This window comes from Parabacteroides acidifaciens (genome assembly GCF_003363715.1).
Lineage (GTDB): Bacteria > Bacteroidota > Bacteroidia > Bacteroidales > Tannerellaceae > Parabacteroides > Parabacteroides acidifaciens.
This window is the reverse complement of record NZ_QREV01000067.1, coordinates 1-23,643: the sequence shown is the minus strand read 5'-3', so window position 1 is coordinate 23,643 and position 23,643 is coordinate 1. Positions and strand designations below refer to the sequence as shown.

The window sequence follows — 23,643 nt, the reverse complement described above, 5'->3', positions numbered from 1 at the left end:
TCGCGAGGTGCCGAGTGCACTACACATTAGCACGGTCGTAATGGCAAAGAGGACGGTCGTAATTGTTGAAAACGCTCGAAAAAGGCGAAAAAGTCCCTTTTTGAGGTCAAAAAAGTGGATTAACATTTGTTTTGTTTTGGATATCTTTTAGACTTGAAAAATGCGTTTTATACAATAAGTCCCCCCTGCGGCAGACTCTCTTTTGTCAAATAATGAATTATCATAGTCTATATCTTCCTATATGTATGGCTGTTCAGGAACGATTTCATAGAGTGTGCCGCCGACTCCTTTACAACCTTCTCGTCTTTGTCGTTGTTTATACCCAAAGCTAACGATAAATACACACAAATGATGAGAAGATTTACCCTTTTATTCGTAGCTGCCTTGTCGGTCCTGTCGATGAGTGCGGCCCCCGTCGATATGGAACAGGCACGCAAGATTGCTCTTAGTTTCATAAAAAGCAATTATCCTCAGACCCGGTCGGGACAGGAAGCTCTTACGCTGGTTTGGACAGATGGCGTTACCGGAACCCGTTCCGGCAATAGTGATGCGATTGCTTCCGAGCCTACTTTCTATGTGTTCGATCGTACCGATGCTCCCGGTTTTGTGGTGGTAGCGGGCGACGATGCTGTCTATCCGATTCTTGGTTACGGCCGGGAACAGACGTTTTCCAAGGAAGGAATACCTTCCAACCTGCGTGCCTGGTTCGACAGTTATCAACGGCAGATAAATTGGTTGCGCAGTCATAATAAACAGGCTTCTGTCGCTACTCGCGAGGCTTGGGAAAAACTTGGCAACGGAAATTTGCAACTAAAGTCGACCGGTGTGGAACTCACAACCGTATTGTGGGATCAGATGACGCCTTATAATAATCTTTGCCCGGAGGTTAGCGGCCAGCGTACGCCGACCGGCTGTGTGGCAACTTCTACGGCTATCGCCATGCAGTATCACCAATGGCCGGATGTCGGTGAGGGCAGTCATTCCTATACTACGAAGACTTACAACCTGTCACTCTCTGCCACTTTCGACACTCCTTACCAATGGAATAATATGCCGGCTACTTACACCGCCGGACAGTACACCGACCAGCAGGCGCAAAATGTAGCGACCCTGATGTACGACTGCGGTGTTTTCTCCGACATGGACTATGCTCCCGGTAATAGCGGTGCTCTGATGCTGACGGCTGCACAAGGTCTGGTCAACTATATGAAGTATGATAAATCCCTCCATGTCCTGCAACGGGAGAACTATCAGACAGCCGAATGGGAGTCCATCATCAAAGGTGAACTCGACAATAACCGCCCCGTCGTCTATGGTGGCGAGAATGATCAGAAAGAAGGGCATCAGTTTATTATCGACGGCTACAATACAGCCGATTATTACCATGTCAATTGGGGATGGAGTGGACTGGCCAACGGCTACTATCTGCTTGCCGTACTCGAACCCGAAGAACAGGGAACGGGTGGTAACAGCGGTGGGGGATTCTCTCTCGACCAGATGGCGATGATCAGTATGCAGAAGCCTGTCGAAGGTTCCACCTATGAAGATGTGCTGACCTTTTTCTATGGTGAAAGCGGAGGAATCGTCTTTGACGGATTGGACGCATCGACCGATATGTTTGAACCGGGGCAGATGTTTGAGGTGCAGTTCGGCTATGTCGGCAATATGAGTATCCGTAACTTTACCGGTGACTTAGTTGTTGCGCTTGTCAACAAAGACGGGAATACGAAAGAGCTGATTTCTTCCGAAAAGTCTGTATCCATTGATATAAATAACGGGATAGGCGGAGAATTGGCTTGTACGATTACCCAGCCGATAGCATCCGGAGACTGCATCCGTCTCCTTTATAAGAGCAGTGACGGAAACGACTGGAAATGGGTGAGAGGCGGAACCGATACTTATGGTGAAATTGCAGTGGACGGTAGCGATGTGGCGAACGAAGAGATAGCAGTCCCGTCGCCTGTAACTGTTTCCTGCAATACCGGCGGAGCCGTTTCCGTTACTTCCCCGGTAGCTATAGAGGAAATTACATTATATGATATCAAGGGTCGTTTGTTGAAAAAGCAACCGGCCGGAGGTAATACAGAGGTATCGCTTTCCTGCGCAGGATATCCGGCCGGTGTTTATGTGATGGAAGTGCTTACTGCCGAAGGAAAAAGCAGCCATAAGCTATTCCTGTCATTCGCCTTTTAGTAGCGGCCAGTTCGGGTCTTTGACATGTTCCCGCTGCATGATGGCTTTCAGTTCGGCCACTTTGTCGGGATAGCTGTCCAGGATATTATGTCTTTCCGAAGGATCGGACGCCAGGTTGTAAAGTTCGTAGTAAGGTTTGTCACCGCGAATGTTCATGTGAACCAGTTTCCACGGACCTTTACGAACAGCCTGGCGGCCGTTCAGTTCCTGAAATTCGAAATACAGGAATTCATGCTCTTTCTGCCCTTTGCGGTTTTGCAATAGCGGCAACATGCTGACGCCGTCCATTTCTTTCTGTTTGGCTTTCGGATGGATGATCTCTTCGAAGGTTGGCAATACATCCCAGAAGGAGCACATAAAGTCTGTTTCCGTACTTGGCTGCACGTGTCCCGGCCACGAGATAATCATCGGCACACGGATACCGCCTTCGTAGAGGTCGCGTTTGTAGCCGCGATAAATGCCGTTGCTGTTAAAGAAGTCGGGATCGGCGCCACCTTCCATGTGCGGGCCGTTATCGCTGGCAAAGATGATGATCGTATTGTCGTACAAGCCTTTGTCTTTCAGTTTCTGGACAATCTGTCCGACATAAACGTCCAGACGGTAAACCATGGCAGCAAAGGTTGCGTGCGGATAGAATTGTGTGCAGTAGCCGCCTTTGCGGAAAGCCGGGCTGCCCGGTTCTACACCGTGGTAAGGCTTTTCCGGATATAGGCCACGGAACTTTTTAATGATGCTGTCTTCAGGTACGATCAGTTCTGCGTGCGGGATGATGGTCGGATACCACATGAAGAAGGGTTCGTCCGGATTCATATTGTCCAGGTATTCCAGTGCTTTCCCGTGGATAAGGTCTTGCGAATAGGTTCCTTTTCCGTATTGTACATTCAGGTTGTTATCTGTCAATTCCACTCGTTTGTCGTTGTCCCAAAGATGGTCGGGGTAATAGCTGTGTGCCAACAACTGGCAGTTATATCCGTAGAAAGTGTCGCATCCCTGATTCTTCGGATCACCGGTCGAACCGATAAAACCCAATCCCCATTTACCGAAAGCGGAAGTCTTGTAACCGGCCTCTTTCATCACCTGGAAGATGGTGCGGGCATCTGCCGGGAGCGGGAACTGTCCTTCCGGATCGAGTTCAAGGTTTCCGCGGACAGGCGTGTGTCCGCTATGCGTACCGGTTAGCAGGCAGGAGCGGGAAGGGGCGCTGACGGTCGTTCCCGAATAACATTGCGTGAAACGCATTCCGTTTTGTGCCAGCTTATCGATGTTGGGAGTTTCGAACTTTTCCTGCCCGTAGCAGCTTAGATCGCCATAGCCCAGATCATCGGCCAGGATAAAGACAACGTTCGGTTTCTTATCCTTATTCTTTTCGGCATGGATGAAAGGAGCTGCCAACAGAATACCGGTTGAGATTAAAATAGCTTGTTTCATGATATTATGTTTTTTGTTTGAATGGTTACAAAGTTATATCTTTATGTAAAGAATAACTATCTTTGAGCGTAAAATCTAACTGAATATCATGAAAAAGATAATTTGTTTTTTCTCTATTCTTCTTTCCCTTTTGTGGATGAGTTGCTCGAATCAGACTGCATCTTCTTATTATCTGGATGCTGTAAACGGAGATGACAGCCAAAACGGGCTGACGGAAGCGACCGCCTGGAAAAGTCTTTCCGGACTCCGGAATGTCGAACTTAAGCCCGGCGACAGGATACGGTTGAAAAGAGGCGGAACCTTTACAGGAGAACTGGAAATATCGGGACAGGGGACGCCGGATAACCGGATTTACGTTGAGGCATACGGAGAAGGCGATAAACCTTGCATCGTAGGAAATGATACATCCTTGTACGCTGTCCGCATTTTCAATTCGGATTACCTGACGCTCCGGAATATCGCGATCGTGAATACGGGAAAGGAACGCCGTCCGCACCGCACGGGACTGAAGATAGAATGCCGGGATTACGGAGTTTCCAGAAATATTGTGGTGGACGGCGTGGATGTACGGGATGTGAACGGCTCACTGGTCAAGGAAGAAGGAGGCGGTAGCGGTATCCTGATCGTTAACGGCGGAAAGGACATCGTTTCCGTATTTGACAGTTTGACGATAGAAAATTGCCATATCCTGCGCTGTGCCCGCAATGCGATGATCTGGTCCGGCTATAGCAGCCGGGAAAACTGGCATCCGAGTAAACATACGATTGTCCGCAATAACCTGATAGAGGAGGTGCCGGGTGATGGCATCGTTCCGATCGGCTGTGACAGCACGTTAATCGAACACAACGTAATGCGCAACTGCCCCGCCATTCTTCCCGATTCGGAAGCGGCTGCCGGTATCTGGCCTTGGAGCTGCGACAATACGGTCATCCAGTTTAACGAGGTGAGCGACCATAAAGCTCCCTGGGATGCGCAGGGATTCGATTCGGATTGGAACTGCCGGAATACGCTTATCCAGTATAATTACAGCCACGACAATGACGGCGGTATGGTCCTGATTTGTAACTCCGGTGAATCTCCCGCCACGTTCAATGCCGGGAATGTCGGTACTGTTATCCGTTATAATATCAGTATAAACGACGGACGCCGTACCCGGCCGACGCGTGCCGGTATGTTTTCTCCTTCCATCCATATAGCCGGTCCGGTGAAGAACACGACGATCAGCCATAACATTATCCATGCAAACAGGAGGGCGACGAAAGAAGCCGACCGCAGCATGATTACTTCCGACTCGTGGGGCGGCTATTCTGACAGTACTTTTGTATGGGGAAACATCTTTTATACGCAGGAGGCAAGTACATTCAATTTTACGAAGTCGACAAACGATGTATTTGAAGGGAATTATTACTTAGGAACGTTTAAGATGAAACCGGCGGACAAGGATGCACGGTCTGTCTCAGAAGCATACCAGAAGCTGGTTGAAAAGGATGCCGATGGTTTTGAAGGCCTGTCCGTGCTGATGGACACGATCGGGATTGCCGGTTCGGAAGGCGTCTTTGTGAATGAAAATGCAATCCGCAGATTTTTTGATAGGTGAAAAATAGTACCTTTGTACGGTTGAACTCATAAAAAGATTATAACAGTGGCTAAGATAGTTGAAACTCCCCTGATGAAGCAGTATTTCGATATAAAGGCGAAACATCCCGATGCAATCCTGCTATTCCGTGTAGGCGACTTTTACGAAATGTATGGCGAAGATGCCGTGACCGGAGCCGAAATACTGGGTATCGTACAGACGAAGAAGGCGAACGGACCGGGACAGACGGTTGAAATGGCCGGTTTCCCGCATCATGCGCTCGACAGCTATCTGCCTAAACTGGTCCGTGCCGGTAAACGTGTTGCTATCTGCGACCAGTTGGAAGACCCGAAACTGACGAAGAAGTTGGTGAAGCGCGGTATCACCGAACTGGTGACTCCGGGCGTTTCCATTAACGATAATATCCTCAACCATAAAGAGAACAACTTTCTTGCCGCGATCCATTTCGGCAAGGATATATGCGGGATTGCTTTTCTCGACATTTCTACCGGCGAGTTCCTGACCGCCGAAGGTACGGTCGACTATGTCGATAAGCTGCTGAACAACTTCTCTCCGAAAGAAGTACTGGTCGAGCGGGGCAGCCGCAAACGTTTCGAGGAGGCTTTCGGTCCCCGCTTCTTTATTTTCGAGCTGGACGACTGGGTGTTTACGCCAGAAACGGCTAATGACCGCCTGCTAAAACATTTTGAGACGAAGAATCTGAAAGGTTTCGGAGTGCAGCATCTGAAATTGGGAGTCGTCGCCTCGGGCGCTATCCTGCATTACCTGGACCAGACGCAGCATACACATATATCGCATATCACATCCCTTTCCCGTATCGAAGAAGACCGTTACGTCCGCTTGGACAAGTTTACCGTCCGCAGCCTGGAGCTGGTCGGAACGATGAACGAGGAGGGAACCAGCCTGCTGGATGTCCTGGATAAGACTGTTTCGCCGATGGGTTCGCGTATGTTGCGTCGTTGGATACTTTTCCCTTTGAAGGATGTCAAGCCTATCCATGAACGGCAGGATGTGGTGGAATACTTCTTCCGTCATCCCGAAGTAAAAGAACTGTTGGAGGAGAAGTTGGAACAGATAGGAGACCTGGAACGTATTATCTCCAAAGTGGCTGTCGGCCGTGTATCGCCCCGCGAGGTGGTACAGCTGAAAGTAGCCCTCCGCGCTATCGAGCCGATTAAGGAAGCTTGCATGGCGAGCGATGAACCGAGCCTTTGCCGGATCGGCGAACAACTGAATGCCTGTGCGCTGATTCGCGACCGGATCGAGAAGGAAATCAATAACGACCCGCCCTCCCTGCTGAACCGCGGCGGGGTGATTGCGACAGGGGTCAATGCCGAACTCGACGACCTGCGCGCCGTCGCCTATTCGGGAAAAGACTATCTGCTGAAGGTACAGCAACGCGAAATAGAACTGACAGGTATATCGAGCCTTAAAATAGGCTTCAACAACGTGTTCGGTTACTACATCGAAGTGCGCAATGCCTACAAGGATAAAGTCCCTGCCGAATGGATCCGCAAGCAGACGCTGGTCAATGCCGAACGCTACATTACCGAAGAACTGAAAGAATACGAAGAAAAGATATTAGGTGCGGAGGAAAAGATACTTTCCCTGGAAGGGCGTCTCTTTAACGAACTGGTGCTCTGTCTTTCCGAATATATCCCGCCTATCCAGATAAATGCGAACCTGATCGGGCGTTTAGACTGTCTCCTTTCGTTTGCCAAGGTGGCCGAGAGCAACCGCTATATACGGCCGGACGTGAACGATTCGCAGGTGATCGATATTAAGGCGGGCCGTCACCCGGTCATCGAGAAGCAGTTGCCGATCGGAGAGCCTTATATCGCGAACGATGTCTATTTGGATGACGAAAAGCAGCAGATTATTATTATCACCGGGCCGAATATGGCCGGTAAGTCCGCCCTGCTCCGCCAGACGGCGCTGATTACGCTGATGTCTCAGATAGGTTGCTTTGTCCCTGCCGAATGTGCCCATATCGGGATTGTGGATAAGATATTCACTCGTGTCGGCGCTTCGGATAATATATCGGTCGGCGAGTCTACCTTTATGGTGGAGATGAACGAGGCTTCGGACATCCTCAACAATATGTCTTCCCGCAGCCTTGTCCTTTTCGACGAGTTAGGACGCGGGACCAGTACGTACGATGGTATCTCCATTGCCTGGGCGATCGTAGAGTATATCCACGAGCATCCGAACGCCCGTGCAAAAACGCTTTTTGCCACGCACTATCACGAACTGAACGAGATGGAGTCCTCTTTCAAGCGCATCAAGAACTACAATGTCTCGGTGAAGGAGGTTAACAACAAAGTGATCTTCCTGCGGAAGCTGATTCCCGGCGGAAGCGAACACAGTTTCGGTATCCATGTGGCCAAGATGGCAGGGATGCCGAAGAGTATCGTGAAACGTTCCAATGAGATACTGAAACAACTCGAAACGGAAAACCGCCAGGAAGGCATTGCCACCGAAAAGCGCAAAGGCATCAAGAGCAAACCGGTCAAAGGAATCGCCTCGTCGGCCGACGGCTACCAGTTGAGCTTCTTCCAGCTCGACGATCCTGTCCTCAGCCAGGTGCGTGACGAGATCAAGAATCTGGACGTAAACAATCTGACTCCTTTGGAAGCATTGAATAAGTTGAGCGAGATACGGAGGATCATCACCGGGAAGTGATGACGCGTGCTTTGTTCTCGAATATATAATTTAATAAGATAATCAGATATGGAAAAACTTCACCCGGTACGGCGCTTGCTGTACACCGCTTTCTTATTGTTGTCTGTGTGCATCCTGAGTGCGCAGGTTCCTGTGGTCCCTTCACCGGAGGTTTTGGATAAGCCTTTCGGAGAAGCGGATAGAGCAGCCTTTTCTACTCCCGACAAAGTTTTCTATCCGGAGACATGGTTCCATTATATCGGTGGAAATGTTTCCTTAAAAGGTATCACCGCCGATCTGGAAGCGATTGCCGCAGCCGGTTTTTCCGGGATACAGCTGTTTCATGGGCAATTCGGTACTGTCTGGCCGGGAACGGATTCCCAGATTGCCTGCCTGAGTCCTTTGTGGGATCATGCGGTTAAGCATACAGCCGAGGAGTGCAAGCGGTTGGGATTGCGGTTTACGATGCAAGGTTGTCCGGGATGGGCGATGGCAGGCGGTCCTTGGATTAAGCCGGAAAATGCCATGCGCCATTTGGTTTGGAGCCGGACGGATGTGACGGCAGGCACTTTACATAAGCAACTCCCCATACCACAACCGAGCGGGGAAGACTGGCGGGACTACCGGGATGTGGTTGTCCTGGCTTTCCCGACTCCGGATGGCGATACAGGCGAACCGTTACAGGCGGACGGGATCACCAGTAATGTGGAATGCAACTGGACGGATTATTTGCAGGGAAAGGCTGAAAAGCCGTTGAACCTGTCTCCCGCCGCCAATGGCCCTTACTGGCTGGAAATAGCTTATCCGGAGGAGACTGTTGTCCGGACAATCGAATTGTCTTCCGTCCGGCAAATGAACCATAGCTGGTGTTTCGAGCCGGGAGTCAGCCTGAAAATGGAAGCTGTCATGCCGGAAGGAGGGAGCGTCGAGGTCCTGAATACCGAAATGCCGCAAAGCAACTGGCAGGACGACCGGACGATTTCGCTTTCATGCAGGGAAGTAAAGGGAGCGAAGAAATACCGCATCAGCATCGTAAATAAACACGATATGGCGTTGCAATCCTTACGCCTGTTCTCGGCAGCCCGCAAGAACAACTGGGAGTCGGAAGCGGCGTGGACATTACGCACGATGGAACGGAAAGGAGATGCCATCCGTTATGCCGATGACGCTTACCTGCATACGGGCCAAATCTATGACCTCACCGGCAAGATGAATGCCGACGGCCTCTTGGAATGGGAAGCGCCTGCCGGCAAGTGGACGATCCTGCGGGTGGGACATGTCAATACGGGAATGAAGAACGGCCCTGCACCGGCGGAAGGAACCGGCTGGGAATGCGACAAGTTCTCTTTGGATGGTTCCAACGCACAGTTTGACGGATATTTGGGAAGGCTCTCCAACGGTCCGTTGGCCGGCGGTCTGCTGAAAGGTGTCCTTTTCGATAGCTGGGAATGCAGGACGCAAACCTGGACCGCCCGTATGGAGGAGGAGTTTGAGAAGAGAACCCGTTACCCGCTGCGGAAATGGCTGCCGGCCCTTTTCGGCTATGTGGTCGACGATCCGGAAACGACCACCCGCTTCCTGAACGACTGGAGACAGGTCATCAACGGCCTGTTTGTGGATAATTTCTTTGGCAACATGGCCAACAGGGCGAAAGAGCAGGGTATGTCCATTTCGTATGAGACGGCGGCCGGAGATGTATTCCCGGCAGATATCCTCGAATATTATAAATATGCGGATGTCCCCATGTGTGAATTCTGGCAACCGATGACCGAAAACTATGTCGGTTCGCTGAACTTTAAGCCGATTAAACCCGCCACTTCCGCCGCCCGTATCTACGGCAAACCGCGTGTGGCAGCCGAGGCCTTTACCTCTTTCAGCCATACCTGGGACGAATCGTTCCCGATGTTGAAGGAAGTGGCGAACGTAAATAGCATAGAAGGTGTGACGCATCTGATCTTTCATACCTATACGCACAACCCGCAGGTCGGCTTCCTGCCTCCCGGCACTTCGTTTTCGGGGGCCGGTATCGGTACGCCTTTCCTGCGCGGGCAGACCTGGTGGAAATACATGCCTGACTTCACAACCTATCTGGCAAGATGCGGTTATTTGCTGGAGCGGGGAAAACCGGTTTCCGATGTCCTATGGTATCTGGGAGATGAAATAGACCATAAACCGGACCAGGAGTTTCCTTTCCCGGCAGGTTTCAAATATGATTATTGCAATACGGATGTCCTGTTGAACCGCTTGTCTGTCCGGGACGGACGTATCGTTATGCCGGAGGGAATCAGTTACAGTGTTTTGTGGTTGCCCGAGACGACCCGTATGTTGCCTGAAACGGTGGAAAAACTGTATGCCCTGATCGATGCCGGAGCGATTGTCATCGGTGACGCTCCTGCCGGATTGGCTACTCTGATGGGTGGCAAAGAGGCTTCCGACCGGTTGAATAAAGCCGTCCGCCGGATCTGGACCGCTCCCGGTATCCATACAATCGGAAAAGGCCGGATCGTTTCGGGTATGCCGCTCGATAAGAGCCTGGCAGCGCTGAATCTTCAGCCGGATGTCAGACAGACCGACGCCTTGTGGTCGCATCGCCGGGCAGGCGATACGGACTGGTATTATGTCTGTGCGCCGAAGGGGAAAGGCTTTAAAGGCACCTTGGATTTCCGTGTAAGTGGGAACGTCCAGTTATGGAATCCGGTAAATGGTGAAATGAATGATATCCCTGTCCGGTCGGTCGACGGCAGGACACAGGTTCAGTTAGATTTGCCTCAGTCCGGTTCTTGTTTTCTCGTTTTCAATGCGCCCGGCAGTCCGGTACAGGAGCTTCGGGAACGGCAGCTTGTATCCACCTTGCCTTTAAATAGTCCTTGGGAACTCCGTTTTCCGGAGGGCTGGGGAGCACCGGCTTCCATCTCCCTTCCCGTATTGAAATCCTGGAAAGACCTGGACATTCCGGCGGAAGGGAAAGCCTTCTCCGGTACAGCCACCTATTCCACTCAGTTTGAAGTTAAAAAAATAGATAAGAACCGGACCTACCGGCTCGACTTAGGCGATGTACAACGGATTGCCGAAGTCTATCTGAACGGACAAAAGGTAGGCGTTGCCTGGACTATGCCTTACGAGATGGATGTTACCTCTTATCTGAAGAAAGGGAAAAACACATTGGTCGTGAAAGTTACAAATACCTGGTTCAACCGTCTTGTCTACGACGTAAACCGTCCGGAAGCCGAACGAAAGACCTGGGTCCTGAAATGGCCGGATAAAGATGCCCCTCTAAGAGACAGTGGCTTGTTAGGACCCGTCTCTCTGAAGATAGAACAGTAAGGGAATGTATCATTTTGTCATTTTTAATCCAAGAAACATTGTTTCTTCTTACAAAATATGATTTTTGGTGTGAGAAACGTTGTTTCTTGTTGCAAAATGATATTTTTACAGTCAGAAACGCTGTTTCTTGGGTTAAAATGAAATTTTTGCAGCCGGAGAAGGCGTTGCTGATCGCAAAAATTCGATTTTGTAACAAGAAACAGCGTTTCTAACCGTAAAAACAAGTTTTTAAATCCGTACGATCGGAATATCTAACAGGAAAGCAATTTTTGTCAGCTTATCGGCTATGTGTCCGATGCCGATGGCACAATGGTGGGAGGGGCCTGCTTTGCTCCAGTTGTCCATAAAGGCGCGTGCCCCGCAACTGAAGTGGTAGCGGCTGTTCGTGTTTCCTATTTGCAGGGTAGGGCCGTCGACCGATTCTCCTTCTGCCGTGAGGAGGAAAACGCCCTCTTTCCCTTCGCATACGGAAAGGAAGGTGACGGGACCCTGTTTGACCCGCATCTGGATAGATAAACCTTTGCCCGGCTTGCCATGATAGATGGGCAAGGGAACGAGGCTTACTTTTCCTTCCGCGATGGCAAAATGGGCGGGACCGTCGTGTCCCCACAGGACGACATCATCGTTGAAGTCCATCGCATACGGTTCGGAGAAAGAACCGCCGGCTCCTAAAAGGGACATTATTTTCATCGCCTGTACGTTCTTTACTTCGCATTCGCCGGCAACAGGGATGCCGCGCCCTGTGAGCAGCGTGTTTCCGGCAATGACCGACGTGACGATATGCTCGTAATCATTGCCCTGCCATCCTTCGTAGTAATAAGCCATCGAACCGAGGCGGTGCGCTTCGACTAACTTGTCGAGGGCGACCGATGTCCGGGCGGCACGGTCCAGTTCATACTCTTCACAGTTGGGATCGACTTCGAACATCGTACGGAATTCCTGCCGTTTTGCCTTTAGCTCTTCTTCGGTCACCTGATCGCGATAAGCCTTCAGTTCGCACATCTCCAACAGCTCGATATGGGTGCCGAAGGTGGTCGATTGGAGGGTGGTGTCGGTGTAGACGTCCAGCATTCCGCCGTAATAGTGTCCGAGGATTCCCATCCGGTTGTTGCGCATTCCCCGTACGGCCCGGGCGGCATCGATCCAGTTCTCTATTTCTTTCCAGACTGCCGGTTCCCGGAGGTATCCCGTTATGATATCATATTTGAGGTCTGCCCGGTTGAACACGCAGGCGAACTCCGGAGTGGAGCAGGCCTGGCAATGCGCCAGCCATTCGCCGGTCATTTTCCCCCGGTCGCCTAATCCGTTGATATAGTCGTAGTCTATCGCCGCAACGGGTTGGAGGTTTAAGAGGACAACCGGCGTTTTGATGCGTTGGGCTATGGGAAGGACCGTCGATGAAAGGGCATACGTGGAGATGAAGATAAAGAGGATTTCGATCTCTTCGCTTTTCAGTTCCTCCGCCGCACGGATCGCCTTTTCGGGCGTGTCCACCATGCCGCCGTCGATAACGACAGCCTGCAGGTCCGATATCCGGTTGCCGATCTCTTGTTGGTAACCTGTTAACCGGGGGAGCAATCCCTCGAACTGATCCCAATAGGTGCACAGTCCGACTCCGATTAAACCTACTTTTACTTTCTTTTCTGCTGTGTTCATCATGTCTTTATATCGTTATATTTTCTTTGCATGAAAAGTATAAATCCCGGAACCGACCGTTATCACGATGTATTTGTTCCCTTCTTTCCGGTACTCGATACCGGGAATATCCTGCAGGCGGATGCCGCTTTCCGTTATCTGCGCGTCGTTGGCGGACGGGAGATAGACGGATGCCCGGCTGTTTGCAGGTACTTCCACCCGGATCGTAAACTCTTTTTCGTTGTCTTTCCAGTCCGAGACGATCCGTCCGTAGGGCGATTCGTAGGAAGCGTTTGCTTCGCGGACATCGCCGACCGGTTCGGGCTTGATGACAATATGCTTGAATCCGAACGAATCCTCCTGCTGGCGGATACCGCCTAGCCCGCTGAACAGCCATTCCATCAGGTGTCCTAACATAAAGTGGTTGTTGGAGACAAACCCGTATGCCTGCCACGATTCGGTGAGGGCGGTCGCCCCGTGCGCCAGTTGCCAGCCGTATCCCGGCGTGTCGTATTTGCAGTTCATGTCGTAGATCACATCCGACGCGCCGCCTGCTTCGAGGGCACGCAGCACGTAACGGTAGCCTACGTCGCCTGCCGTCAGTGCATTGTCCCGGCTGCGTATATTGGCGATCAGGTTATCGAACACCTGTTGCCTGTTTTCCGGAGTGGTCAGCCCCATATAGAGGGCGACGGCGTTTGCCGCCTGGCTGTCGCGATCGTACTTGCGGGTGGACGGGTTCCAGAAAGTCCGGTTGAAGGCTTGTTTGATCCGGGCGGCCAGCTCGCTGTATTGGCGGGCATCCTCCGGTTTGCCTAAAAGATTGGCCATCTTTTCCATCAGCGTGACGTCGTAATAGTAAATGGCGGTGGCCGTGACGCCGTTTGAAGTCAGCTGTGCCTCTCCCGGGCTTTTGGGGCCGATGTCGAACCAGTCTCCTAAGCCGTAGGCGATAATATGGTTGTCGGCTTTTGAAGACAGGTAGTCGATGTACCGCTGCATATCCGGATAATAGGTCTCGATCAGGCGCGTGTCGCCGTACCATTGGTAGATATACCAGGGACTGATGATGAACGTGCTTCCCCATTCCGGCGTGTCCTTGAAACCGCCTTCAAACTCGACCAGTTCGGGGGCGATAGTCGGTATCATGCCATTGGCGGCCTGCGTGGAGCGCATATCGTTGAATGTCTTTTCATACAGGCGTGCCAGGTTGTATCGGTATTGTACGGAATATTGCATCAGATGCGCCTCTTCCAGCCAGCCTAACTTCTCGCGATGCGGACAGTCGGTCAACACGCTTGCCATATTGCTGCGGATCGCCCAGTCGATCAGTTCGTACGTCTGGTTGAACAGAGGTTTCGAGCAATGGAAACTACCGGCGTTTTCCGCTGAGTTGCAGGTATGGAGGCCTGTAATCTCTGTGATTTCAGGCAGTCCGTCCGGGTTGGGTTGTCCGGCTGGGACAGCCCCTTCCACCTGTACGTAGCGGAAGCCGTAGTAGGTGAACCGGGGTTGCCAGCTTTCCGCGCCGTTCCCTTTCGGGGTGTAGCCGAACCAGAACGGGGCGCCGCTCGCACTCTGGTTGACGGTGCTGTCCGGGTTCAACAGTTCGGCGGGATAGAGTTTGACCGGTTGCGCCATCCGGGCGTTCAGGGAGAGATGCACGATACCGGAGAAGTTCTGTCCCAGGTCATATACCCACTGTCCCTGCCGGTTTTTGAAAAGGCGGACAGTCGGAATCCGGTCGCGTACGGTCAGCGGTGCGGAGCGTTGGGAGAGAAGCCGCGTTTTCCAGCCCGTGTCTAAGGCTTTATCCCAGGAACGGTCGTCGAAACCGGGTTGCATCCAGCCGGCCTGTTCCTTGTTGGCATCATAGTCTTCGCCACCGTAGATGCTGCTGTAGGTGACGGGGCTTTCCGTCGCTTTCCAGTCCGTACCGGTTACGACAGTCTGTGTGCTGCCGTCCGCATAGTCTATTTGTATCTTCATAAGCAGACGGGGCGCGCCGTAAGAGGCGAGCAGTTTGAAATAGCGTTCACGCGGGATGTTGAAAAAGCCGTTCCCGAGCATGACGCCGACTGCGTTTTGCCCCTGCTGCAACTGCCCGGTAATATCGAAGGAGACATACAGGGCGCATTTGTCATACTTCGTCCATCCCGGATCGAGGAAATTGTTGCCGACCTTATCCCCGTTGAGGAACATATCGAAATGTCCGAGTCCGGAAACGTATGCGACCGCCCGCTTCACCGGCTTTTGAACTGCAAACTCTTTCCGGAACTGGGGCAGCCGGTACATGCCGGTCTTTTTCCCTTTCAGGGCGCGGTCCACGTTGGTCAGGCCGTGCAATCCGGTCGTGATTATTTCATCTTTCCTGTCTTTTTCCCATGCGATCCATTTAGCATTGTTCCAGTCTTTCTCCGAAAGAAGCCCCATGCCGAACCGGTGGATCAGGCTCCAGGGCGAGGGATTTCCTTCTTTATCCCAGCTTTTTACTTTCCAGTAATATACTTGTCCGGCTTTCAGTTCCTTTCCGTTGAAGGGAACAAGAACGGAGGATGAGGAGTTGTTTTTCCCGCTGTCCCAGATATTCCCGTCACCGGCTTGCAGCTTTTCCGGCGAGTCGGCTACGAGTATCTGCCAGGCCGATTGCTCGAAGTTACGCTGTTGCGCCTGTATCTGCCAGCTGAAGCGGGGCTGAGGCGTTTCGATTCCCAACGGCTCTTCCTCATGTTCGCACCGCAGGTTGTACACGGAATGAGTACCCGCCGCCTGTAAAAGGACCGGAAAGAGGATGAACAGGATACAAATGCTAAATGGTTTCGTTTTCATGGTACTGACCTTGTTAATGTATTAATTCGAAATCTTCCGTCAACCCGTAGTCCATCATCTGATATTCGTTTCCGGGTATCGGTTTGTCTACGTTTTTCCAGTGCCAGGGCGAAGCTAAGCCGGGAGCCGGATTCTTGTAATGCGGGCCTAACAGGTTCTTCAGGCTGCCGATCACATGCACGTCGATGTTGTTGTCTCCCTCTTTCAGATAGGGCGTAACATCCAACTGCCAGGGGTCGAAAGCGATGATACCGGCCTTTTGTCCGTTTACATATACTTCGGCTACCGTGCCGCTCCACTTGTTCAGCTTGACGGCATACCGCCCTGCCAGGTTGTTTACGGTGTAGTTCTTGCTATAACTCATATCCCAGGAGTAGAACGGCTGTTGCTGCTCCTTCCAGCTGCCTAATGTGAAAGACGTTTGCGGGGTACTGATGCTCCATCCCTCTTTTTCGGGTACTACCGAGAAGTTTCCGGTGATGTAGACAGGTTCTATCTCCGCAAAGATACTCATCGGGCTGATGCTGAGTTCGACCGTATTGTTGCCTTTCTTCACTAACTCGCCGATCGGGTAGACACCGAAGGAGCGGTCCAGCCACCATTCGCCCGGAATGGCTTTGACGGTGCTGCCGTTTACTTTGACGGTGAACAGTTCGGGACGTTCGGCCACGAGCTTCATTCCGGAATAGTCGAATGCATCGTTTACCGTGAAATGATAGGAAGCCGTAAAACCGCCATCCTTGAAGTTGTCGCGGTCCAGAATGTTCCGTTTGTATTGGACGGAGGTGTTCCAGGGATTGCCGTTCGCGAATCCATGCGCCTTGAAAGCGATGTCGGCGGCCTGTGAGAAGTGCACTTTCTTATGCGTTTGCCCTTTTACCGTCACGTCGCAGAAGTCGATTGTCAGCGCATTGTCTTTCAGGCGGCTGACTACAGTCTGGCCGGTTGCCGTAAGCGGACTGTTCCCTGCTTTCTGAGGACGTGCCGGATAGTTCCCTGCGCGCTTGGACGGACAGTAGAGCAGAAGGCTTCCCGCCGGTTCAATCGTAAAGGATACGTTTTGCTTGTCCCCCTCTTTTGAAGAGGGATATGTATAGATTTCACCGCTTAAAGCATCCATTTCCAGGACGGCTTTGCCCGGTATCGAGAACATTCCGTTGACGGCTTCGTCCATCGAAGAGTTGACAAGGAAAAGCAATTCCCCGTCTGCAAACAGGCGGCGCTGATGGTACAGGTTACCTCCGTTGAAGCTGATCCGGAACGGATCGGAAGAGAAATACTTGCCGATCACATCCCGGGACAATCCGGGTAGTGTGGTGACGGCTGCCTTGGAAAGCAGTTCCGACAGTCCGTTGTCGACCGCTCCGTCTATCCGGGTGGGAGAGGAGAAGGCAACGATTTTACCTCCCTGTTCGACGAACCGGCTGAGGAGGTCGAAGGTCGGTTTGTTCACTGTTTCCATCATTGGGGGCAGGACAAGTGTCGAATAGGATGCCTTACCCACGATGAAACGGCCGTTTTCGACCTTTCCCTGGTCTTTGATGATGTTTTCGGAGCCGAGGTCATATTCCACCTGATTCTTTTCCAAAGTCGTTACAAACGCCTGGAATGCGGTCCCTATCTCCATCAGTTTCGGGGAGCTTCCGGCATGGACGTAGTAGCTCCACAGCGTCGAGTTGGGTTCCAGTACCAGGATATCGTTCTTCTGGATGCCTTTGCTCATGACTAACGAGAGGCGTCCGTAGTAGTCGTTCAGTTCGCGATAGTTCGACCACCAGGGGGAATGATAGGTGAAGACGGGCGGATAGTCATACTTGCGCGCCCCTGTCAGTGTCATGTGCGCCAGGTGCTGGTTCATGAAGTTTACGCCTAACACATATTCCCAGTCGCCCAGCCGTTTGAAGTCTTTGAACGTTTCGTCCCATCCGCCGCCGCCATAGGTTTCGCTGAGCGTGCGTGAGCGGCCCGTCTGGTTGGCTGCACTGCGTAATTCCTTTACGGCCCGGATATTTCCGAACTGCGCTTGCGGGCTGGTTTCATTGAACTGGTTGAAAAGCATGTCGATTGCCGGGACCTGATGCCAGGCGTACATCGCCATGTTGTCGGGGCCGTCGTTCATCTGTGGCCAGCCGTGTTCCCAGTAATGGCCTGTCCATTTCAGGTTATTGGCCTCGCAATAGTTGTGCCAGGGCTTGGACCAGCGGTCGACGAATAGCTGCAACAGCGTTTCCATATAGTTGTGGCGCACCTGTTTCCAGTTGCCTGTCTCTTCGTTGAGGAGCGGAAGGAGCGGAAGAAGATCGTATCCCCATTGCTTTTGGAATACCTCGAACAGGTCGGGAGTCCAGCGCAGGCCGCCCGGACTGCTGATGTTAGGCTCATCGGAGAAGACACCGAAAACGGATTTCCCGAATTCCTCTTTGATCGTTTTCTCGTATCCTTTCATCGTGACATCGATGAATTTCTCAGTGACGCCGGGCACAAGCAGGTCGACGTAGGAGTAACCGCCATACCAGTCCGATTTTCCCAGATAGGTCTTTTTGTAGAGATAATATTCCCCTTTTGCTTTTTTGTATGTACCCAACGTCTGTGTGATGTCGGTCCATTTGTCCCCTTCCTTTTTCAGGATGATGAAATACTCGTCCGTTTTGTCGGGCAGCAAGTCCGCTTTCGTCAGGGCGAGTCCCTGCCCCTGGTTGTATGATTCGGGCATTTCTTCCGGCACATGTCCGCCGGCAAAGCCACTCGGGTAGGAGTTCTCGTCATAGATCCAGATGTCCAGTCCCATCTCTTTCCCTTTGTCTACGGCATGGCGGAAAAGGGAATACCATTCGTCGGACATATATTCGGTGATCAGTCCCGGGCGGGGATGGATGAAGGCCCCTCCGCAACCGGCGTCTTTAAATTCTTTCAGCATGCGGTCTATCTCGGCTTCCGTGACTTTCCCGTTCCACACCATAAAGGGGGCTGTACGGTACTCGGACGAAGGGTCGGCGAACTGTGCTTCCAATGTTGCGAAGTTGTCTGCCGTTTCAACCTTGTTGTCCTTGCAACCGGTCGCACCGAGAGACAGCAGCCCTCCCGCTACGGCAAACATAAAGTTTCTGATAATGTGTTGTGTATTCATGGTGATAATAGTAAAAAAAGACCTTCACTACAAAAGTAAAGGTCTTTTTGTTAATGTGAGTATTAATAACCAGGATTTGGAGTTAAAAGACTATTAATTTGTAATTCCCGATAAGGTATCGGATACAAAAGATATTCTTGTTTGATCTGATACGTTCTGTCCGGCAGGTCTTTATCGACCGTCTTGATGTATTTTCCGTATTCGGTCATTACATCGATTGCTTTGCCGGTACGCACGAGGTCATACCAACGGTGGTTCTCGAATGCAAGCTCGTGTTTGCGTTCGTTTGCTACTACATCGGCTGTCACGACGCTTACTGCCGGCAAACCTGCCCGGGCACGTACCTGGTTGACATACTGGGCAGCTTCTCCGGCTCGGTTCTGCTCAACCAGACATTCAGCCATTAATAGCAGTGCATCTGCATAACGGAAAACAGGCCAGTTATCATCTGTATTTTCCGTCTTGGTATGCTGGTGGCGGTATTTGTTGACGAAAGGAATCGCTGTCTCATAGTTTGCAATGGCAGGATCGCCGACCTTATACACACCTTCCACTATCAGAAGCCCGTTATCGTCTTTACCTACGGCAACAGCGATGGAAGGATCTACGCGCAAGTCGCCTTCTTCATAGGAAGCGATCATGGCCGGTGTCGGGACATTCCAGCCGCCGGTCAACATCGTGTTGGAGATGGGAACGCCCGTAATCATTTCGCCTTCCTGGGTTTTCGGCATAAAGTAGTATAACCAATCGCTCTGCTGGCCCTGGTCACCCATCTGGTACTGGATATCGAAGATCGATTCTTTTCCGTTCTTTTTAGACGGGTCGAATACGTCTGCATAGTTGGGCAACAACTCGTACCCGTCATTCATGACTTCCTTTAGCTGGGCTTCCGCTCCGGCATAATCGCGGTTCGGCATGGTCATCAGTGCGTAGGCTTTCAGCATTCTGGCTGCGCCTTGTGTGGCTGCGCCGTTTTGCGGGAACGATACCGGGGCGAGTTTGCTGATCGCTTCATCGGCATCCGCTATGATCTGTGCATATACTTCTTCAACAGTGGAACGTCCTAAGAATGCATTATCGGAACTGGTTACTTCGGTCAGGTATAAGGGCACGCCGCCGAAACATTGTACTAACTGGAAGTAGAATAATGCACGCATGAATTTTGCCTGTCCGATCGTCTTGCTTGTAAATGATTCGCTCAAACCTGCATTTTCCAGACGTCCGATAAGTGTGTTACAACGCGCGATGCCGCTGTAGCAACCGTTCCACATTTCACCGACCCATTGATTCTGGTTGTCGACGATGAAGTCCGCAATGTTTTCACGGTACAGGATGTGGATACCACGGTCTGTATTGTAGCGGGTGTAATGTGTGTTGTCCGAACGCATTTCCCCCATCAGGTAACCTTGACGGGCACTAAGTGTACGCAGCCCGTTATAGGCTCCGTTCAGTGCTTGTGTAAACTGATCTTCCGTTTTGAAGAATGTTCCTTCATTGGAGTTGTTTTGTGGTGACAGGTCCAGAAAGTCACTGCTGCATGAAGCCAATGAAAGCATTGCCGTGCACACACATATTGATAATATCTTTTTCATACTTTGTTTCTTTTAGAAATTAAACATCAATTAGAATGTTATATTACAGCCGATACTGAATGTCCGTGGAATCGGATATGTAGTACGGTCTACACCCAAACCATTCCAACTCAAACTGTTGTTGTTGCTGATTTCCGGGTTCATGCCTGGATACTTCGTGAAGGTAGCCAATTGCTGAGCCGTGAAATAGAAACGGAGTTTCGAGATGTATTGGTTCTGGGGCAGAGGAACCGTGTATCCTAATGTGATATTCTTGATTGTCAGATAGGTCGCATCGTACACCCAACCGCTGTGGTTGAAGCGATACAGCTCGGTTGTTCCTGACTTTGTTTTCGGGATCAAGCCGTTACCCGGGTTTTCAGGTGAACGCCATCTGTCTTTTACCTCTTTCAATACATTGAATACACCATCCAGGTTTAATGTGTTTTCGCGTGTGGCATCGATGATGTCACCACCGATTTGTCCGGTCAGCAAAATACTTAAATCAAAGTTTTTCCATGCGAACTCGTTCGACAGACCGAATAGCATATCCGGATTCGGATCGCCGATGATCGTACGGTCGTATGTGTCGATAACACCGTCGGGAACGCCATTCGGACCGCTGATATCTTTCATTCTGACCGTACCGACTTCCGAAGAGGCATGTTTCGGTTGCGATTGATACTCCGCTTCCGTCATATATACGCCGTCGAAGATGTAACCCATGAAGACACCGATCGGTTCGCCTACCTGCAGGCGGTTCCAGTCTTGTTGGTCGCCATAACCACCCAGAGGAGTGTCATTGGTTCCCAAACGGGTGATTTCGTTTCTGTTGAATGACAAGTTCAGGTTGGTAGTCCATTTGAAATCTCCGACAAGGTTACGGGATTGAACGGTAATTTCATGTCCCCAGCTTTTATAGTCCCCGATGTTTGAGTAGATATTACCGAAACCGGCCGAGTAGGGGATATCGATCTGGTATAGCAGGCCATCCACTTTCTTTCTGTAGAAGTCGTACATAAAATAGATACGGTCATTCAGGAAACCCATATCGATACCCAAGTCTAATTGCTTGGTTTCTTCCCATGTCAACATATTGTTACCGATGTTGCTCATTGCCTTACCTGGGGCCAACGTCCCGCCCAATACATAGTCGGCCTTACCGATATTGGCTAAGTGACGGTAGTCGCTACCTAAGTTATAGTTACCTGTCAAACCGTAGCTGGCTCTTATCTTCAGGTAATTCATAACCGGCGTCACCGGTTCCATGAAAGCTTCGTCAGAAGCGATCCATCCGGCAGAAACGGAAGGGAAGTTCGCATATTTATTGCCTGCCCCGAAACGTGAACAACCGTCACGACGGAAAGTCGCTTGCAATAAATAACGGTCTTTGAAGCTATAGTTCACACGTCCGATCATAGAGGCTAATGCCCATTCGGTCACCCCGCTGCCTCCATTCTTTGTCGCAGCGGCATCGATCCACTGGATCTCGTCATCCGGGAAGTCTGTTCCGCTCAGGTTGCCCCATTCCCTTCTGTATTTCTGAGCTGTGTAACCGACTAAGGCGCCTACCGTATGTTCCCCGAACGTTTTGTCGTACATCAACATGTTTTCTATCGTCCAGTTGTAATAGAACTCCGAATTATAGTTACCATCCGCTTTTACAGGGGGAGGGGTACCCATACCGCCACCGGCCGTGGAAGGTGTAAATGTACGCTGGTTACGGGCTCCCAAGTCGATACCTGCCTGGAATTTATATTTGATACCATTCCAGATATCTGCTTCCAGGAATGCATTGCTTAACAGAGTAAATACCTTATAGTCGTTTGTCTTTTCTTCCAGTGCGCGAATCCAGTTCGGCCATTTGAAGGGTAGGGGAGACGGCGATACTAACGCTGTTGTCAGATTACCGTTTTCGTCATACGGGCTGATACAGGGGTCTGTGATAAATGCACCGCTGATGATCTGGCGGTCGCCATCCGTATTCTGGTTGTTGAACAACTGCAATACCGGAGCAATATTCAATCCGATTTTGACCCGGTCGTTCACCTGGAAATCGTTATTGGCACGGAGGGAGAAACGCTCGAAGCCGGAATTCCGGATTACACCTTGCTGGTTAAAGTATCCGAGTGTGATGGAGCTGTTCAGCTTGTCTTTGCTGGCATTGATGTTCAAACTGTAATTTTGTGTCGGAGCATCTTCCGTAAGCAGTTCGTACCAGTCGGTACCTTTTCCATATTTGCTGAGGTCATTATAGGCTGCCGGGATTTCCCTGCCCGCATCTTCCAGGTATTCTTTTTGGAAAGTTGCAAATTCACGGGCATCCATAACGTCCATTCTCTTTGTCCCTTTCAGGGTTTGGATACCGTAGTTGGCACTGAATGTGACTTCCGTGCGTCCTTGTTTCCCTCTTTTGGTCGTAATCAAAATAACGCCGTTTGCCGCACGTGAACCATACAGGGAGGTTGCTGCTGCATCTTTCAATACGGAGAATGTCTCGATTTCATCCGGGCTTATATTATTGATGCCGGTGGAAATAGGCATACCGTCCACGACGAATAAAGGTTCGCTACCGCCATTGATAGAAGCGGCACCACGGATACGGAACGCCATACCTTGTCCGGGCTGTCCGGTGGACTGGTTGATTTGCAGACCGGCTACCTGTCCTTGCAGTTTTTGGGCAAACTGGCCGACAGGAAGATCGCTCAGATTATCTGCATCGATTTTGGATACGGACCCTGTCAAGTCTCTCTTTTTCTGGGTACCGTAGCTGACGACAACGAGTTCATCCAACTCATTTACGGTTTCTTTCAGAACGACATTTAATGTTTTCTGATTTGAAATGGTTACATTTTTTGTTTCGTATCCGATAAAACTGATTGTAAGAATTTGATTCGGATTAACATCTATGGAAAAATTACCGTCCATATCTGTAATAGTACCGATAGTAGTACCTTTTACTGCAATGTTCGCACCTGGTATAGGTTCTCCCTTTGCATCGACTACCCGTCCGGTTATTTTACCGGTTGCCTGTTCTATACTATTGATGGGATATGTCTCTGCATGAGCTTTTGAAATAACATATCCTGGACTTAAAAATACTGATAATAACACAGCCTTAGGTATTAGGCTGCTACATATCGATTTAATCATAATACCAAAATTTAATTTAACAATATAAATACTCTAAATCTCTTTACTAAAACTTTTTAAGTATGTTCTTTACATCTCTTCATAGGCAAATGATTTAAAAATGACAACTGAATTAGTTCTGGTAG

General features: G+C 50.7%; 10 protein-coding genes. 4 read left to right on the top strand and 6 right to left on the bottom strand.

Features of this window, described 5'->3' with window-relative positions:
* Window positions 1-348 precede the first annotated feature (348 nt).
* The gene (locus DWU89_RS18440) at window positions 349-2,193 is read left to right on the top strand and encodes a thiol protease/hemagglutinin PrtT (protein WP_244205945.1); all 1,845 of its coding nucleotides are present in this window, start codon (window positions 349-351) and stop codon (window positions 2,191-2,193) included.
* On the opposite strand, the gene DWU89_RS18435 is transcribed toward DWU89_RS18440, so the two are convergent.
* The gene (locus DWU89_RS18435) at window positions 2,179-3,621 is read right to left on the bottom strand and encodes an arylsulfatase (protein ID WP_115501101.1); all 1,443 of its coding nucleotides are present in this window, start codon (window positions 3,619-3,621) and stop codon (window positions 2,179-2,181) included. The genes DWU89_RS18440 and DWU89_RS18435 overlap by 15 nt on opposite strands.
* An 88-nt stretch (window positions 3,622-3,709) precedes the next feature.
* Here DWU89_RS18435 and DWU89_RS18430 point away from each other — a divergent pair, with 88 nt between their 5' ends.
* The 3 genes from DWU89_RS18430 to DWU89_RS18420 are packed head-to-tail and all read left to right on the top strand — an operon-like array spanning window position 3,710 to window position 11,203.
* Window positions 3,710-5,218: a right-handed parallel beta-helix repeat-containing protein gene (locus tag DWU89_RS18430; RefSeq protein WP_115501100.1), complete on the top strand. Its 1,509-nt coding sequence runs from the start codon at window positions 3,710-3,712 to the stop codon at window positions 5,216-5,218.
* A gap of 45 nt (window positions 5,219-5,263) precedes the next feature.
* On the top strand, window positions 5,264-7,900 hold the full coding sequence (gene mutS / locus DWU89_RS18425) for a DNA mismatch repair protein MutS (protein ID WP_115501099.1): 2,637 nt from the start codon (window positions 5,264-5,266) through the stop codon (window positions 7,898-7,900).
* 48 nt (window positions 7,901-7,948) lie between these two features.
* Window positions 7,949-11,203, top strand: a complete 3,255-nt coding sequence (locus DWU89_RS18420) for a glycosyl hydrolase (RefSeq protein WP_115501098.1) — start codon at window positions 7,949-7,951, stop codon at window positions 11,201-11,203.
* Between the two features lie 228 nt (window positions 11,204-11,431).
* Here DWU89_RS18420 and DWU89_RS18415 read toward each other — a convergent pair whose 3' ends face one another.
* From DWU89_RS18415 to DWU89_RS18395, 5 genes are all read right to left on the bottom strand, one after another.
* Window positions 11,432-12,859: an L-fucose/L-arabinose isomerase family protein gene (locus DWU89_RS18415; protein ID WP_115501102.1), complete on the bottom strand. Its 1,428-nt coding sequence runs from the start codon at window positions 12,857-12,859 to the stop codon at window positions 11,432-11,434.
* Between the two features lie 15 nt (window positions 12,860-12,874).
* On the bottom strand, window positions 12,875-15,667 hold the full coding sequence (locus DWU89_RS18410) for a family 78 glycoside hydrolase catalytic domain (protein ID WP_115501097.1): 2,793 nt from the start codon (window positions 15,665-15,667) through the stop codon (window positions 12,875-12,877).
* 13 nt (window positions 15,668-15,680) lie between these two features.
* Window positions 15,681-18,794 carry a glycosyl hydrolase gene (locus DWU89_RS18405; RefSeq protein ID WP_115501096.1) on the bottom strand — a complete coding sequence of 1,038 codons (3,114 nt, stop codon included), beginning with the start codon at window positions 18,792-18,794 and terminating at the stop codon, window positions 15,681-15,683.
* 62 nt (window positions 18,795-18,856) lie between these two features.
* On the bottom strand, window positions 18,857-20,386 hold the full coding sequence (locus DWU89_RS18400) for a RagB/SusD family nutrient uptake outer membrane protein (RefSeq protein WP_115501095.1): 1,530 nt from the start codon (window positions 20,384-20,386) through the stop codon (window positions 18,857-18,859).
* 30 nt (window positions 20,387-20,416) lie between these two features.
* A complete protein-coding gene (locus tag DWU89_RS18395; protein WP_115501094.1) occupies window positions 20,417-23,518 on the bottom strand; it encodes a SusC/RagA family TonB-linked outer membrane protein in 3,102 nt (1,033 codons plus the stop codon).
* Window positions 23,519-23,643: the final 125 nt, after the last annotated feature.

What these genes read in the sequence shown, in the direction of transcription:
- DWU89_RS18420 (WP_115501098.1), top strand. Translation starts at nt 7,949, where the DNA reads ATGGAAAAACTTCACCCGGTACGGCGCTTGCTGTACACCGCTTTCTTA.
- DWU89_RS18410 (WP_115501097.1), bottom strand. Translation starts at nt 15,667, where the DNA reads ATGAAAACGAAACCATTTAGCATTTGTATCCTGTTCATCCTCTTTCCG.
- DWU89_RS18430 (WP_115501100.1), top strand. Translation starts at nt 3,710, where the DNA reads ATGAAAAAGATAATTTGTTTTTTCTCTATTCTTCTTTCCCTTTTGTGG.
- DWU89_RS18400 (WP_115501095.1), bottom strand. Translation starts at nt 20,386, where the DNA reads ATGAAAAAGATATTATCAATATGTGTGTGCACGGCAATGCTTTCATTG.
- DWU89_RS18405 (WP_115501096.1), bottom strand. Translation starts at nt 18,794, where the DNA reads ATGAATACACAACACATTATCAGAAACTTTATGTTTGCCGTAGCGGGA.
- DWU89_RS18435 (WP_115501101.1), bottom strand. Translation starts at nt 3,621, where the DNA reads ATGAAACAAGCTATTTTAATCTCAACCGGTATTCTGTTGGCAGCTCCT.
- DWU89_RS18395 (WP_115501094.1), bottom strand. Translation starts at nt 23,518, where the DNA reads ATGATTAAATCGATATGTAGCAGCCTAATACCTAAGGCTGTGTTATTA.
- DWU89_RS18440 (WP_244205945.1), top strand. Translation starts at nt 349, where the DNA reads ATGATGAGAAGATTTACCCTTTTATTCGTAGCTGCCTTGTCGGTCCTG.
- DWU89_RS18415 (WP_115501102.1), bottom strand. Translation starts at nt 12,859, where the DNA reads ATGAACACAGCAGAAAAGAAAGTAAAAGTAGGTTTAATCGGAGTCGGA.